Source organism: Sneathiella sp. HT1-7 (assembly GCF_020731145.1).
Lineage (GTDB): Bacteria > Pseudomonadota > Alphaproteobacteria > Sneathiellales > Sneathiellaceae > Sneathiella.
In genome coordinates this window covers 35,434-50,455 of record NZ_JAJFZN010000001.1, presented here as the reverse complement: position 1 = coordinate 50,455, position 15,022 = coordinate 35,434, and the positions used below count along the sequence as shown (strand labels likewise).

The window sequence follows — 15,022 nt, the reverse complement described above, 5'->3', positions numbered from 1 at the left end:
GGGAAATTCAGACAATGCTGAAAGAAGCCTATGATTTCAGAGATGAAAGCGAAGCACTCTACAGTCTCATTGAGCCGCTTGGTGAGGCGGATTACGACCGGGTAACGCTGTTCCGCGACTGGACGGTTAATGATGTCATGCAGCATCTGCATTTCTTCAATTATGTCGCTGATTTGACTCTTACGGATGAAGAAGCATTCAAGCGAGTTTATGGAGAGCTTTCCGAGCTTCGGGATAAATCCGGTTCACTTATTGATGCAACAGATAAAATGCTGGATGGCCTAAAGGGAACCGCGTTGCGGGATGCCTGGCGGGCCTATTATATGGAGATGTCGGATCGGTTTTACGCCGCTGATCCGAAGCAGCGTTTGCTTTGGGTTGGGCCGAGCATGAGTGCGCGGTCCAGCATCTCTGCCCGGTTAATGGAAACTTGGTCCCATGCGCAGGAAATCTATGACCTGCTTGGCGTAAAACGGGAGAACAGGGATCTGATCAAAAGTATTGCCGTTATGGGAATGAATACCTTCGGCTGGACTTTTATTAATCGCAAGGAAGAGGTGCCGGAACCGGTGCCGCATGTCCGGTTGACGGCCCCGTCGGGAGACATCTGGGAATGGAACCCGGAAAATACCGCGGACCTTGTTGAAGGCGATGCTTCCGAATTCTGTCAGGTTGTTACGCAGACTCGTAATATTGCGGATACCAACCTAAAAGTATCGGGTGAGATTGCGACGCGCTGGATGTCTGTCGCGCAGTGTTTTGCGGGGCCTGCGCGCAACCCTCCTGCGGCAGGAACACGCCACGCCTGAATTTGAAATGAAAGATTAGAAAAAATGACGGCACATCAGAAATATCCAAATCTTTTTTCACCTCTTGACCTTGGCTTCACGACAATTAAGAACCGTGCGCTTATGGGTTCCATGCATACTGGACTGGAAGAGCTTGAAGGTGGGTTTGAACGCATGGCTGTCTATTTCGCGGAACGGGCGCGTGGCGGTGTTGGCATGATTATCACCGGTGGTATTTCCCCAAATCTTGAAGGTGGGGCTGGCGCGAAGCTCTCAAATGACGACGAGGTGGAAGAGCATCGCCTCGTAACTGATGCCGTACATCAAGCTGATCCGGATACCAAAATCTGTATGCAGATATTGCATATGGGACCTCTCGCCAGAAATGAAAACCCAGTTGCGCCGTCTGCAATACGCTCCCGCATTGCCAGCAAGACACCGCGCGAGTTGGACGCGGAAGGTGTAGAGAAGCAAATCGCGGATATTGTGAACTGCGCGGTCTGCGCGCAGAAAGCAGGTTATGACGGTGTGGAGGTCATTGGCTCTGCGGGTTATCTCCTCAGTACCTTCCTTGTGGAGAAAACTAATCGCCGGACGGATGAATGGGGTGGGTCCTTTGAAAATCGGATGCGGTTTCCCGTCGAAGTCATGCGCCGGGTACGCGAAGCAGTCGGGCCGGATTTCATCCTTGTTTTCCGAATTGCCGCGATGGACATGTTGCAGGGCGGCATGTCCTGGGAGGAAGTGGTGCAGCTCGCCAAACAAATCGAGAAAGTTGGCGTTAATATCATGAGCACGCATTTCACCTGGCATGAATCCGCTGTTCCAACGATCGCGACGATGGTGCCCCGTGCGGCCTTTACCCAGGTAACAGGACGTCTCCGGAAAGAACTCGATATTCCGCTGATAACCAGCAACCGTATCAATATGCCGGACGTTGCAGAAAATGTGCTAGCACGTGGGGATGCGGATATCGTCTCAATGGCGCGCCCGATGCTTGCGGATTCAGATTTGGTTCTGAAAGCGTTTGAAGGGCGGGAGGACGAAATCAATACCTGCATCGCTTGTAATCAGGCATGCCTCGATCATACATTCAATGGAATGGAAGTGAGCTGTCTTGTAAATCCGCGCGCCTGCCATGAAACGGAGCTAAATTACGTGACCGCTGAAGCGCCAAGAAGGATTGCCGTCGTTGGGGCGGGGCCAGCAGGTTTGGCATACGCGACTGTAGCGGCGGAACGCGGGCATTTGGTCGCGCTCTATGATGCGTCGCCGGAAATCGGCGGGCAGTTCAACCTTGCGAAGCGAATACCGGGCAAGGAAGAGTTTTATGAGACGATCCGATATTTTAATCGCATGATCGAAAAACTCGGGATTGACCTGAAACTGAACACCCGGGTAAATGCCGAAATGCTCGCTGCGGAAGGCTACGACAAGGTGGTTATCGCCACCGGTATATCTCCACGAGTTCCAGACGTCGAGGGAATCGACCATCCAAAAGTTGTGAGCTACATAGATGTGATCAAAGGCGCAAAACCTGTCGGTAAGAAAGTTGCCATTATGGGTGCTGGCGGCATTGGATTTGATGTCGCGGAGAAGATCACTCATGAAGGTACATCCGCCTCTCTCGATGTTGAAATATTTGCGAAAGAATGGGGGATAGATTTTAAGAATCATCCGCGCGGCGGTGTAACCGATGTGGAGCCGGTTGTCGCGAAATCGGACCGGGAGGTGACTTTACTTCAACGGAAATCGTCACCGGTCGGTCGTGGGCTTGGCAAGACGACCGGTTGGACGCATCGCATCACCTTGGCGCGGCGCGGCGTAAAAATGATCAATGGCGTCGAGTATCTCAAGATCAACGATCAAGGCCTTCATCTTCATATCAATGATCAGTATGAAATTCTTGATGTTGATACAGTGATCATCTGCGCAGGCCAGCTTCCGCTACGTGAGCTTTATGATCAATTGGTTGCGAATGGCGTTGACGCGGAACTGGTCGGTGGCGCGTTCGAAGCTATGGAGCTGGATGCAAAACGCGCCATTAACCAGGCAAGTTATCTCGCCGCGGCCGTTTAATCCGGGGATATGCCCATCAGTTTCGTGATGACTTTCAGCATAACTTCATCGGCGCCGCCGCCGATAGAGGTCAGGCGGAAGTCACGGAACTTGCGAGAGATGGAGGATTCCCACATATACCCCTGACCACCCCAGTATTGCAGGCAGCTGTCCATGACTTCCCGCTGCAGCCGCCCAACCTTCAGCTTCGCCATGGAGGCTAACTTGGTGACATCCTCACCCGCGACATAGAGCTCTACCGCATGATAAGTAAGGGCGCGTAAAGCCTCTACTTCCGTTTGAAGCTCGGCGAGGCGATAGTTCACAACCTGATTATCGAGGATGGCCTTACCGAAAGCCTTGCGTTCGCGGGTATAGTCGATCGTCTCATTGATTGCCTCTTCCATGACGCGCGGGCCGCGCGAGGCGGCAAACAGTCGCTCTTCCTGGAATTGTTGCATCTGATAAATGAAACCGCGCCCTTCTTCGCCGATCCGGTTGCGCTGTGGCACTCGAACATCATCAAAAAAGAGCTGAGCCGTATCAGAGGACATCATGCCGATCTTGCGAAGTTTATGCTTGGTAATCCCGGGGCTATCCAGAGGAACGATGATCAGCGTCTTATTTTTATGGACGGGGCCATCTCCGGTATTGGTGAGAAGGCAGACCCAGTCTGCCTGCATTGCATTGGTGATATACATTTTGGAGCCGTTGATCACATAATCATCGCCGTCCTTTCGGGCTGTTGTTTTTAGGCTCGCGACATCCGATCCGGCGGCGGCTTCGGTTACGCCAACGCACCCCACCATGTCACCGGCAATGGCTGGCGCAAGGAAATCTCTCCGCAATTCATCGGAACCATGTCGGGCGAGGGCCGGCGTCGACATATTGGTCTGTACTCCGATTGCCATCGCAACCCCGCCACATGCTATATAGCCCAAAGCCTCGGAAGCGACGGCTTCATAGGAGTAGTCAAGGTCGCTTCCTCCAAATTCTTCAGGTTTACTTATGCCAAGGAAACCCATATCCCCCATCTTCTTAAACAGCTCATGGGCGGGGAATTGCTCCGCTTCCTCCCACTCATCCACATGCGGATTTATCTCCGCCTCGATAAATTTCTTCAAGCTTTCGGAAAGTTCTCGATGTTCCTGAGTAAACTGCATGATATTCCCCAATTTTTATTTTCCGGCAAGATTTGAATTGTCGGCCCGTTAAAGGGATTGTTTTTTTGATGCCTTCACACTAACGTTCATGCATGAATGTTACAAATGAATATTATGTAATCCCGGATGTGAGTGATTGTGCCGCGTGCGGCCAATGGCTCTTTCTTGTTTGGATGAGGCGACATTGGATATAACGTCACCGCAACGAAACGGAAAACGACGGCGGCAGGAAGACAGGCGAGCGGAAACTCGTCAGCGCCTTGTTGATGCAACGATTATGCTGCTGCATGAAAAGGGAGCGGGGGAGCTCACCATGGCAGATGTCGCACGCAAAGCCGGGCTGACACGCGGCGCCATTCAGTATCATTTTGATAGCCCCAAATCCCTGCTGGTCGCCAGTATAGAAGAGATTGCAAACCGTCTTAGCCAACATCTGGACGCGGCGGAGCTGACTATTTTGCCACTTAAAGAGCGGATCGACCGTATAGTCGATGACTATTGGCAGGGGTTTAGCGGATTTAACTACACGGCCTTTATTGAAATTGCAGTACGCGGGCGCCAAGACCCGGCGTTTGAGGATGCCATTACGATGGCGTTGGAGGATCTGGAAAAGGAAAGAGCGATTGTCTGGCAGGCAGTCTTTGCTGATACAGGCCGAAGTCAGGAGGAAATTCAATCCTGGCGGCAGATGCTGCTCATTACACTCCGCGGTCTGGCGCTGACAAATATAGTTGCAGGAAAAAATGAAAAAGTTTCGCTGCAAATTGATCAATTTAAGGCTATGTTTAAAAGATACCTGACCGAGGCATAATCGGCGGGGGATGCGATAAAAAGAAAGAAAAAGAAAATGCATGAGCTACCGGAGTGTGAATTTCTTAAGCTTGATGTGGTCGCGGGGAGATTGAACCTTTGGTTCAACCGGCCGGATCAGCGAAATGCCATCAATAGTCAGATGGGGGCGGAATTCGCCGCTGTTGTCGATTGGTTGGAGGCAACACCCGAGGTCAGGGTGGTGGTGCTGCGCGGTGCAGGAGGGCATTTCTGTGCGGGCGGCGATATTAAAGAACGTCGTAACATGGCCGAGGATGTCGTCACCCCCGATAGCGATCCGATTATGGAACGCAACCGTGCTGCCGGACTGGCGTTCCTGAGATTTGAGAGACTGCCTCAGACAACCATTGCTGTCGTCGAAGGATCGGCCTTTGGTGGAGGGATGGGCTATGCCTGCCTTGCCGATATTACCATTGTTGCAGAGGGTGCGCGGATGGGGATGCCGGAAACAACGCTTGGCGTGGCGCCAGCCCAGATTGCGCCCTATGTCGTTAAAAGGATCGGCTTGACTCGCGCGCGGCAGCTTGCCCTCACCGCCGAGCGGTTCGATGGCGCGAAGGCATTTGAATATGGCATTGCGCAGTATCTTTCCGCCGATGCGGATATCGACACGATGTTGGAGGACGTTGTCGCGCGAGTACTACGTTGCGGACCTATGGCGAACGCGGCGACCAAGGCGATTATGTTAAAGGTCGGCTCACTCCCTGAAGAGGAAATGGTGAGTTTCTCCGCTGCGAAATTTTCTGAGTTGAACAGAGGTGCGGAGGGTAAGGAGGGGCAGTCAGCCTTCGCCGAAAAACGAAAACCCGCCTGGCAGATGCCGGACAGTAGTGCGAAAGGGTGAATGATATGACTAATTCAAAAACCATTCGCATCGGCGGCGCGTCGGGGTATTGGGGCGACTCGCAGGAGGCACCGCGCCAACTCGTCCTTAAAGGCAATCTTGATTACCTCGTCTTTGACTATCTGGCGGAAGTCACCATGTCTATCCTCGTGCGGGCGAAGCAGAAATCGCCGGATCTTGGCTATGCGCGGGATTTCGTCGATCTCGCCATGAAGCCGCTTCTTCATGAGATCAAGACGCGCGGTATCAAGGTCGTGGCCAATGCTGGCGGCGTCAATGTGGCGGCATGCGCGTCTGCGCTCGCTAAAGTCGCAGAGGAAGCTGGTGTCGATCTTAAAATCGGCACGGTGGAGGGTGATAATCTGACGGAGGAAATTGAAAACCTTCGTTCTGAAGGAATAACCGAGATGTTCTCCGGCGTACCGATGCCGGACGGGATGATCAGCGCCAATGCCTATCTCGGGGCTTTTCCGATTGCTGCTGCCCTCGATGAAGGAGCGGATGTGGTGATCACAGGTCGATGCGTTGATAGTGCCGTTACCTTGGGGCCCTTAATCCATGAGTTCGGTTGGACCGTCGATGATTATGACAGGCTCGCCTCGGGTAGTCTCGCTGGTCATATTCTCGAATGCGGAGCGCAAGCGACCGGGGGTAATTTTACCGATTGGCGGGATACTGTTGGTGGCTGGGATGATATGGGCTATCCCATCGCTGTCTGCCGGGAGGACGGGAATTTCGCAATTACCAAGCCAGAGGGCACCGGTGGCCTTGTCTCCCGCCTGACAGTGGGTGAGCAGATCCTCTATGAGATTGGAGATCCCGAGGCCTATATTATGCCGGATGTAATTTGTGATTTTTCTGGAGTAACCTTAACGGAAACGAAGAAAGATTGGCTGGATGTAGCGAATGTCAAAGGCCGTGCGCCAACATCAACTTATAAAGTTTCGGGTACGTATAAGGATGGATATCGCGCGACGGCCGCGACTGTCATCACAGGCTTTGATGCAGTAGAGAAAGGGCGGGCTTTTGCCAACGCCTTGCTGAAGCGGACCCGTCGTCTTTTTGTTGAGCGAAATTTAGGCGACTATCGTGACACGGCAGTGCATGTCATTGGCTCGCAAACCCTCTGGGGCAATAATGCGGACGACCATGCCGCCGTTGCACGGGAGGTCGTTACCCAGATAGAAGTCAAGCATGATGAACGCGCGGCGCTCGAACTTTTCTCTAAGGAGACGACGGGTGTTGGTCTATCCATGACGACGGGGCGCTGCTCGGCAGGGGCGGCAGGTCGGCCGAAGATCACGCCGGTAGTTGCGCAGTTCGCCTTCCAGATCGATAAGGCACGTATCCAGCCCAAAGTATTCATAAACGATAAACCGGTTAAATATAAAAGTATGGTTCCGAGGAAGTATTCAAGTTTCCCGGAATCACACCACTCTGCACCGGAAGCCACTTTGAATTCGACCTCTGATGTTTTGGTTGAAGTGCCCCTCATAACATTGGCCGCCGCGCGGAGCGGTGATAAAGGGAACAATGCTAATGTCGGTGTTATTGCCCGCAAACCTGATTATCTTCCATGGATTAAGCAAAGCGCGACAGAAAAGACCGTGAAGAAATACTTCGGGCATGTCGTTGAGGGTGACGTCATGCGGTTTGATTTACCGGGTATGAATGCGGTGAATTTTCTGCTAACGAACTGTCTGGGAGGCGGTGGAACCACCACTCTTCATCTTGATAATCTGGCGAAGACATACGCTCAACAGCTTCTCGCATTGCCGATCAAAGTACCGAGCGACCTGATTGAAAATCAATCGTAAAAATTTCGACTGAGGGATAAAAAAGGAAATAAGAATGACCCATCCACTTGAGCCAATGTTGCGGCCGCAATCTGTGGCGATTATCGGTGCCTCGAACACACCCTCCCGGATTGGAGGCAGGCCAATAAATGCCATGAAGAATGCAGGCTTCAAAGGCAATATTTATCCGGTAAACCCGAACTATGAAACTATTCAGGATTTGCCCGCATATGCCAGCATAAAGGATGTCCCGACGGGAGTTGATTGTGCGGTCATTGCCGTTGCGGCAAAAGTTGCGGTTCAAACCTTGCGTGATTGTGCGGATCAGGGTGTTAAAAGTGCGGTCATGTTCACCTCTGGTTTTGCCGAGCAAAGCGATGATGGTGCCCGCGCTCAACGCGAGATTACGGGGATTGCAAAAGAAAGCGGGATGAAGATTATTGGCCCCAATTGCCTGGGTGTTTTCAATATCAGTGCGGGCTGGTACGGCACCTTCAGTAATGCGCCTGGAGCCTTACTACACCCACCTGGATCGATTGGCATCGTCAGCCAGAGCGGTGCTTATGGAGCCCATGTCTTTGCCGTTTCTCAACTGCGGGGCGTTCGGTCGAACTATTGGGTGACTACAGGCAATGAATCGGATGTCGATGTTGCCGAAGTGATTGAATATTATGCTCAAAACCCTGAAGTCAAGGTTGTACTCGCCTATGCGGAAGGCATGAAGGATGCAGACCGGGTCTGTCGGGCGCTTGAAATGGCGCGGGATGCGCAAAAACCGGTCATCTTTATGAAAGTTGGCAAAACTGACGCTGGTGCGGCGGCTGCGGCGTCCCATACGGCGTCGCTTGCTGGTGCAGATGCGGTTTATGATGCACTGTTCAAGCAGTATGGCGTCTACCGCGCGGAAACTACCGAAGAATTTGTAGATATTGCCTATGCTTGTCAGTTTGGTAATTATCCAACAGGTCGCAAGATCGATTTGCAGACAATTTCAGGCGGTGTTGGCGTGCAGATGGCGGATGCTTCGGTGAAATATGGCTTGGATGTCGCTCCGCTTCCACAGGCGACGCAAAAGAAGTTGAAAGAGTTGATCCCGTTTGCCGGGGTTAATAACCCGGTCGATTTCACAGCTCAGGCTTTGAACGATCCAAAATTGATGGAAGCAAATATTGAGATGACGATTGAGGAGGCCGATTTCGACAGCCACATCGTCTATCTTGCGGGTGTGCCGGCATCGCCATTTACCCGTGATGCCTGTCGAGATATTTTCTCCAATATTCGCAAGAAGTATCCCGATGAAATGATGATGATGAGTCTGATCGGGCCGCAAGACATTATTGAGCCATTTGAAAATCTCAACATCCCTTGCTTCGAAGATCCGTCCCTTACTGTGAGGGCCATGGCAGCGCTTACCTATTTCGGGGAGATATACAAGCGCGGTCGGCCGGATGCTCCGCCTGCATTGCCCGATGGGACGTTGCCCGCCCCAACGGAACCAATCGCAGAACATGAAGCGAAGAAAGTTCTGAACAGTATCGGCGTGCCCGTTACCCGTGAAGAACTGGTTCAATCTGCGGAAGAAGCCGTCAAGGTATGGAAAAATATCGGCGGCGCTGTAGTTATGAAAATTGCATCGCCAGATATCCTTCATAAAACGGAAATTGGCGGAGTGCTTCTCAAGCTCAACTCCGAACAAGAAGTGGCGGAAGGGTATGCAACGCTTATTGAACGCGCGAAAAAAGCGAAGCCGGATGCGAAAATTGACGGCGTTATTGTCGCGGAAATGGTGTCCGGTGGTGTCGAGACGGTGATGGGCGTCGTTTGCGACCCGGTCTTTGGTCCTGCCGTTATGTTCGGGCTTGGCGGTGTCTTTGTTGAGGTTCTTAAAGACGTGACATTCCGTCTTGCGCCTTTTGGAGTGGATGAAGCATATCGAATGATCGATGAAATTCAAGGGCGCGCCATGCTGGATGGGGTGCGGGGTGCACCGCCATCTGATCTGAAGGCGCTGGCGGAGGCCCTCTCCAAACTCTCCGTCTATGCGGCGGACAATGCTGACAAAATCGAAACTATCGATGTCAATCCGTTTATTGTTCTTCCTGAAGGGGCCGTTGCAGTTGATGCGCTGATCGTTCCCAAGGGAGATGCATGATGAAGGCATATGAAGGTCTTAAAGTCGTAGATTTTACGCAAGTATTGGCAGGTCCGATCAGTACGCAGATGTTTTCTCTTCTGGGGGCGGATGTCATCAAGATTGAGGCTCCGGTAAAAGGCGATCAGCTTCGGACTACGCTCACGGATGCGGAGATGGTCGCTAAACGCCTGTCACCTGCATTTCTGACGGTTAATCTTGGCAAGCGCAGTCTTGCCATTGACTTGAAGTCGGAAGAGGGGCGGAAAATTGTCTATCGCCTGATTGATGATGCCGATGTCGTCGTTGAGAATTTTCGGCCCGGCGTAGCAAAGAAACTGGGGATCGATTACGAGAGTGTGAAACAACGCAAACCCGAGATCGTTTATTGTTCAATCAGCGGATATGGCCAGAAAGGTCCGCGGAGTGGTGACAAGGCTTATGATTCTGCCATTCAGGCGGCATCCGGCCTGTTTACCCTAAACGGCAGTGAGGAGTCAGGTCCGATGCGTATTGGCATCATGGTGATCGATATGTTCACTGGAATGAATGCCGCGTTTGCGATCTCATCCGCGCTCTACCGTCGTGAAAAGACAGGTAAGGGGCAATATGTAGATGTTGCGATGTACGATAGTGCCCTTATGTTGGCTGCGGCGCAAATGGCTGACTTTATGGTGCGCGGCAATGTCCCTCCGCTGATAGGCAACGAATCTCCGACGCGTCAGCCCACTGCCGGGGTGTTCGAGACACTGGACGGAATAGTTCTAATTGCCACGATTACGCCAGCCCATAATATTGCAATGCTGAAGGCTGCGGGATTGGAACATTTGCTAGAAGATCCGCGCTTTGCGACCTATGAGGCGCGGCAGGCGCATCTGCGCGAGGGGCTGGAGATTGTCGGCCAGTCAATGAAGACCAAGACGACGGCAGACTGGATCAAGATTATGAGTGAGGCTGGCGTTGTCGTGCAAGCGGTCCGGACCTTGGCAGAGGCCACATCCGATCCGCAATTGGAACATCGCGGTATTGTGGTCGAAGCAAAAGATGTGAGGGGATTTGATAAAGCATTGCGATTAGTTGGCGCCCCCTTTATTGCAAATGAAGATAGCCCGCAAAATGCCGTATCGCCGCCTGGAGAGGTGGGGCAACATACGGAGGAAATCTTGCGTGAACTCGGGTATGCTGATGACGATATCGCTAAGATTATAGCTCCAAAAGATGCCTGAAGCCTGTCTTGGGCGGACCTGATTACTGATTAAAAAAGGATAGCTGATCATGATTACAGTTCACCATCTCAACGACTCCCGCTCTCAACGGATATTGTGGCTTCTGGAAGAGCTTGGTGTCGATTATGAGGTGGTGCGCTATGAACGTGACGCAACCACCAGACTTGCACCAGACGAACTGAAGGAAATCCATCCGCTTGGTAAATCTCCCGTACTGGTGGATGGGGAGCTTCGGCTTCATGAATCCGGAGCAATAACTGATTATCTGATCCGGACATATGGTGCAGGGAAATTTGCGCCAGAACCTGGCAGTGCTGAGCACGAAGCATATTCAGAGTGGCTACATTATGCAGAAGGCTCCGCAATGCTGCCACTCCTCCTTCGGCTTTATACAAGTCGTCTTGGCGATGCGGCGGCACCGCTGATGCCGAGGATTGATAGCGAGACGGAAAATCATTTTTTCTTCATGAATAACGAGATGACGGGCCGGGAATATTTTGTCGGTTCCGATCTTACCGGCGCAGATATCATGATGTCCTTTCCTCTCGAGGCGGCTCGTGCGCGCGGTATCCTGAGTGCGTATCCGGCGCTTGCCGCCTTTGTTGAGCGTATTCAGGCCCGTCCGGCATATACGCGCGCGCTTGAAAAAGGCGGGCATTACTCTTATGGTCCGGCTGCTGATTGATTTAACCGGACAATATCTGCGTGACAAATGAATACCAGGGCCGGGAGCCGGTCTTCAATGTGCCACCTGCGACGATGTATATGGTTGCCGCCATTATTGGCGTGCATCTGCTACTTACGATCACGACGCCTGAGACATTGAACTGGGTCTATAGTAACTTTTCTTTCCGGCCGGCGATTGTTTCCGTCCTCCTTGAGCAGCGCTCCTTGAGCGGGTTTTTACATATTTTTATCACGCTCAACAGCCATATGTTTCTTCACAATGACTGGAGCCATATGGTCCTTAACGCCGGGATGCTGCTGGCCTTCGGGACTATGACAGAGCGCCGGTTCGGCGCAATTCGCTTTCTGATCCTGTATTTCCTGTCGGGTTGGTTCGGGGCGTTTGTTGAATATTTGATTGCCGAGCCAAACGTGAATATCACTCTTTACGGCGCCTCCGGGGCTGTATTCGGCGCGATGGGGGCGACGATGATTGTCCTTTTGCCCCGCTACCGTCTAAGGGGCGTTGTGACTCTGATTGCCGTACTGCTTGGCATAAATTTAGTGATCGGCGCAACACCACTTGGCACGCTTCTGGTCGGTCCGGGGGTGGGAATAGCCTGGGTTGCTCACCTCGTCGGTTTTGCCGTTGGACTGGTCATTGCCGTTATATACTCAAGAAAACGAGTATCTTCCTCTTAGCTGTTCACGCCATTGTTATTGAAAGTGGCTGGCGATAGAGTGAGAAATAATTATCTTGGTGAGGCTAGGAAGTCCTTTTCTTTCATTTAAGGGAGGAATATCAAGATGATGACTCGGTTGATCAAACTGCAAACTGTGGCGATTGCGTTGTTTGTCGCAATTCTCTCTTTCTCAACTGTCCAGACAGCTTCCGCAGAAAAGCTTTACTACAGCACAATTTTTGGAACAGCTGTTGAAGGCTATGACGTTGTTGCCTATTTCACCGACGGAAAGCCTGTTGAAGGTAGCAAGGACCATAGCGTTGAATGGAAAGGTGCTGATTGGTATTTCGTAAGCAACGAGCATAAGAAAATGTTCGAAGCCAACCCTGAAAAATACGCTCCCCAATATGGTGGATACTGTGCCTGGGCCGTCAGTCAGGGCTATACCGCTTCAACGGTACCTGAGGCATGGAAGATTGTAGACAATAAGCTTTACCTCAACTATTCCAAGGGTGTTCAGAGCACTTGGGAAGAAGATATTCCCGGCAATATCAAGCTGGCGGAAGCCAACTGGCCAGTCATTGCCAAGGATTTGAAATAAAAAAGCACCTGGCTGCGGGGGAGCGAGAACCAGGTGCTTTCAAAAGAAGCCGCATTGTGCGACCTTCTTATTCTTAACCGTTTATTTCGGGCGGCGCCAGAGGGGAAGTTCCTCATCTGAGGCGGGTTGATAGGTGACGGTCATCTCATCAAATGCCTTCAGTGAATGGGATGCATTCTGATCGTCGCGTAGCTCAAAACCGTTCACGCCGCAACGCTGCATATAGAACAGTTGATCATAAAGAACATCACCGGTTGCCCGGATTTCCCCCTTGTACCCATAGCGCTCACGAAGAAGGCGAGCCTGAGTAAACGCCCTTCCATCCGCCATTTTCGGAAATTCGAGAACAACCAAATCAAGCCGCTCCAAATCGTCCTTGATAATTTCCGGATCATCGGTGTTGCGAAGCGCGACGCCTAACCGGCCGTTTCGCGTGAGCAATGTTTCACGAGCATTCAACCATTCTTCCAACGGGACATAAATATCCCCGGTCGGAAGGGAGTCGCCATCCTCGAGACCGGTGAAGGGCATCCACTCATCGCTGTCAACCTTGCGGTCTTTGATATAGTTATCCATAGAGCCGCTCCTTAAAAGGGGCCTGGCCGAGCCGCCGGTATGTCATAAGGAAAGTCTCCTCAGGCTCCTCTCGGCTTTCAAGGTAGACCGCAAGAACCTTACCAACGGCGTCCACAATCTCGTCTGCCTCAAACGCGGGGCCAATGATTTTGCCGATGGCCGCATCCTCACGGGCGCTGCCGCCGAGGGTCAACTGATAGACTTCCGTCCCCTTCTTGTTGACGCCGAGGATGCCGATATTGGCAACATGATGATGCCCGCAGGCGTTGATGCAGCCGGAAATATTGATGCTAACATCGCCAAGATCATTGATGAAGTCATAGTCATCAAACCGCGCCGTAATTGCCTGCGAAATTGGAATTGAGCGGGCCGTTGCAAGCGCGCAGTAATCCAGCCCGGGGCAGGAGATGATATCGGTCACATGGTTGTAGTTGGGCGTTGCAAGATCAAGCGCCTTCAACTCTTCCCAAAGGGCCGGTAAGTCCTTTAGCGGCACATCCGAAAGAACCAGATTTTGCCGATGCGTCGTGCGAATATGGCCGAGGCTGTATTTGTCCGCAAGGTCGGCAATCGCATCCATCTGATCGGCCGTCACATCGCCCGGTGGTTGATGCGCAGTTTTAAGGGACAGGTAAACAATGCGATAGCCGGATTGTTTGTGTAGCTCGATATTCTTATCGACCCAGCGGGCGAACTCCGCATTGCTGAGCATAAGATTCTCAAAGTCTGCATCACTATCGGGCAGAGATTCATATACCGGATCGTTAAAGAACCCTTTGACCCAATTAAAATCCTCATCCCTCAGGAAAAGGCCGCCAGCCTTAATTTTCTCCCACTCAGTTTCGACAAGCTCACGGAATCTTTCTTCGCCTGTTTCATGGACAAGGATCTTGATGCGTGCTTTGTAAATATTATCGCGCCGACCGAGCATATTATAAACCCGCAAGATCGCCTCTAGATAGGTGAGCATGTCCTGCTTCGGAAGATATTTTCGAATGATCTTGCCGAGCATCGGTGTTCGGCCAAGCCCACCTCCGACATAGACTTCAAACCCGGTCTCCTCTGATGTTTCGCTTTTTACCAGACGAAGGCCAATATCATGTACGGCAACTGCCGCCCGATCGTGGGTGGCGCCGCTCACCGCGATTTTAAATTTACGTGGCAGGAAATTAAACTCGGGATGGAAGGTCGACCATTGCCGTATCAGTTCGCAATAGGGGCGAGGATCTTCAATCTCATCGCGGGCGACGCCGGCAAGTGGATCGGATGTTGTGTTGCGAATGCAGTTACCGCTGGTCTGGATGGCGTGCATCTCGACCTTTGCTAGGTCATCTAGAATATCCGGCACATCTTCTAACTTCGGCCAGTTATACTGGATATTTTGACGTGTGCTGAAATGACCGTAACCCTTATCATACTTTCGGGCTATGTGCGCGAGGGTGCGCATCTGTTCCGATGACAGCAGACCATAAGGGATGGCGACCCGAAGCATATAGGCATGGAGTTGTAAGTAGAGGCCATTCCGTAGCCTTTGATGCTTGAATTCTTCTTCCGACAGCTCGCCTTTAAGGCGGCGGTCAACCTGCCCACGGAATTGGGACACGCGCTCCAGCAGGAGCTGGTGATCCTGTTCAGAATATTTATACATGGCGGACCTTA

13 protein-coding genes are annotated in these 15,022 nt (G+C 52.0%); 10 read left to right on the top strand and 3 right to left on the bottom strand.

Annotated elements, in window-relative coordinates; all coding sequences use genetic code 11:
• Positions 1-14: 14 nt before the first annotated feature.
• The gene (locus LKE13_RS00230; RefSeq protein WP_227947672.1) at positions 15-809 is read left to right on the top strand and encodes a TIGR03084 family metal-binding protein; all 795 of its coding nucleotides are present in this window, start codon (positions 15-17) and stop codon (positions 807-809) included.
• 24 nt (positions 810-833) lie between these two features.
• Positions 834-2,867, top strand: coding sequence for an NADPH-dependent 2,4-dienoyl-CoA reductase (locus tag LKE13_RS00225; protein WP_227947671.1), 2,034 nt, complete (start codon positions 834-836; stop codon positions 2,865-2,867).
• Here LKE13_RS00225 and LKE13_RS00220 read toward each other — a convergent pair.
• Complete coding sequence (locus LKE13_RS00220) at positions 2,864-4,009, bottom strand: acyl-CoA dehydrogenase family protein (RefSeq protein WP_227947670.1); 1,146 nt, start codon at positions 4,007-4,009, stop codon at positions 2,864-2,866. The genes LKE13_RS00225 and LKE13_RS00220 overlap by 4 nt on opposite strands.
• Before the next feature lie 154 nt (positions 4,010-4,163).
• On the opposite strand from LKE13_RS00220, the gene LKE13_RS00215 reads away from it, so the two are divergent.
• The 8 genes from LKE13_RS00215 to LKE13_RS00180 all read left to right on the top strand — a co-directional run bounded on the left by LKE13_RS00215 (position 4,164) and on the right by LKE13_RS00180 (position 12,787).
• The gene (locus tag LKE13_RS00215) at positions 4,164-4,820 is read left to right on the top strand and encodes a TetR/AcrR family transcriptional regulator (protein ID WP_227947669.1); all 657 of its coding nucleotides are present in this window, start codon (positions 4,164-4,166) and stop codon (positions 4,818-4,820) included.
• A gap of 36 nt (positions 4,821-4,856) precedes the next feature.
• Positions 4,857-5,684, top strand: coding sequence for an enoyl-CoA hydratase/isomerase family protein (locus LKE13_RS00210; RefSeq protein WP_227947668.1), 828 nt, complete (start codon positions 4,857-4,859; stop codon positions 5,682-5,684).
• A gap of 5 nt (positions 5,685-5,689) precedes the next feature.
• Positions 5,690-7,501 (top strand): acyclic terpene utilization AtuA family protein, encoded by a 1,812-nt coding sequence (locus LKE13_RS00205; protein ID WP_227947667.1) that lies wholly within the window; start codon positions 5,690-5,692, stop codon positions 7,499-7,501.
• A 34-nt stretch (positions 7,502-7,535) separates the two neighbouring features.
• A complete protein-coding gene (locus LKE13_RS00200) occupies positions 7,536-9,632 on the top strand; it encodes an acetate--CoA ligase family protein (RefSeq protein WP_227947666.1) in 2,097 nt (698 codons plus the stop codon).
• On the top strand, positions 9,629-10,837 hold the full coding sequence (locus tag LKE13_RS00195; protein WP_227947665.1) for a CaiB/BaiF CoA transferase family protein: 1,209 nt from the start codon (positions 9,629-9,631) through the stop codon (positions 10,835-10,837). Before LKE13_RS00200 ends, LKE13_RS00195 begins: the two co-directional genes overlap by 4 nt.
• Before the next feature lie 49 nt (positions 10,838-10,886).
• Positions 10,887-11,522 (top strand): glutathione S-transferase family protein, encoded by a 636-nt coding sequence (locus LKE13_RS00190; protein WP_227947664.1) that lies wholly within the window; start codon positions 10,887-10,889, stop codon positions 11,520-11,522.
• 20 nt (positions 11,523-11,542) lie between these two features.
• Positions 11,543-12,205, top strand: coding sequence for a rhomboid family intramembrane serine protease (locus LKE13_RS00185; RefSeq protein ID WP_227947663.1), 663 nt, complete (start codon positions 11,543-11,545; stop codon positions 12,203-12,205).
• Positions 12,206-12,310: 105 nt separating this feature from the next.
• A complete protein-coding gene (locus tag LKE13_RS00180) occupies positions 12,311-12,787 on the top strand; it encodes a YHS domain-containing (seleno)protein (protein WP_227947662.1) in 477 nt (158 codons plus the stop codon).
• Positions 12,788-12,868: 81 nt separating this feature from the next.
• On the opposite strand, the gene LKE13_RS00175 is transcribed toward LKE13_RS00180, so the two are convergent.
• Positions 12,869-13,363 carry a DUF934 domain-containing protein gene (locus tag LKE13_RS00175; protein ID WP_227947661.1) on the bottom strand — a complete coding sequence of 165 codons (495 nt, stop codon included), beginning with the start codon at positions 13,361-13,363 and terminating at the stop codon, positions 12,869-12,871.
• Positions 13,356-15,011, bottom strand: coding sequence for a nitrite/sulfite reductase (locus LKE13_RS00170; RefSeq protein ID WP_227947660.1), 1,656 nt, complete (start codon positions 15,009-15,011; stop codon positions 13,356-13,358). The genes LKE13_RS00175 and LKE13_RS00170 overlap by 8 nt, the downstream gene beginning before the upstream one ends.
• Positions 15,012-15,022: the final 11 nt, after the last annotated feature.

What these genes read in the sequence shown, in the direction of transcription:
- LKE13_RS00170 (WP_227947660.1), bottom strand. Translation starts at nt 15,011, where the DNA reads ATGTATAAATATTCTGAACAGGATCACCAGCTCCTGCTGGAGCGCGTG.
- LKE13_RS00205 (WP_227947667.1), top strand. Translation starts at nt 5,690, where the DNA reads ATGACTAATTCAAAAACCATTCGCATCGGCGGCGCGTCGGGGTATTGG.
- LKE13_RS00175 (WP_227947661.1), bottom strand. Translation starts at nt 13,363, where the DNA reads ATGGATAACTATATCAAAGACCGCAAGGTTGACAGCGATGAGTGGATG.
- LKE13_RS00215 (WP_227947669.1), top strand. Translation starts at nt 4,164, where the DNA reads ATGGCTCTTTCTTGTTTGGATGAGGCGACATTGGATATAACGTCACCG.
- LKE13_RS00225 (WP_227947671.1), top strand. Translation starts at nt 834, where the DNA reads ATGACGGCACATCAGAAATATCCAAATCTTTTTTCACCTCTTGACCTT.
- LKE13_RS00180 (WP_227947662.1), top strand. Translation starts at nt 12,311, where the DNA reads ATGATGACTCGGTTGATCAAACTGCAAACTGTGGCGATTGCGTTGTTT.
- LKE13_RS00220 (WP_227947670.1), bottom strand. Translation starts at nt 4,009, where the DNA reads ATGCAGTTTACTCAGGAACATCGAGAACTTTCCGAAAGCTTGAAGAAA.
- LKE13_RS00200 (WP_227947666.1), top strand. Translation starts at nt 7,536, where the DNA reads ATGACCCATCCACTTGAGCCAATGTTGCGGCCGCAATCTGTGGCGATT.
- LKE13_RS00190 (WP_227947664.1), top strand. Translation starts at nt 10,887, where the DNA reads ATGATTACAGTTCACCATCTCAACGACTCCCGCTCTCAACGGATATTG.
- LKE13_RS00210 (WP_227947668.1), top strand. Translation starts at nt 4,857, where the DNA reads ATGCATGAGCTACCGGAGTGTGAATTTCTTAAGCTTGATGTGGTCGCG.
- LKE13_RS00230 (WP_227947672.1), top strand. Translation starts at nt 15, where the DNA reads ATGCTGAAAGAAGCCTATGATTTCAGAGATGAAAGCGAAGCACTCTAC.
- LKE13_RS00195 (WP_227947665.1), top strand. Translation starts at nt 9,629, where the DNA reads ATGATGAAGGCATATGAAGGTCTTAAAGTCGTAGATTTTACGCAAGTA.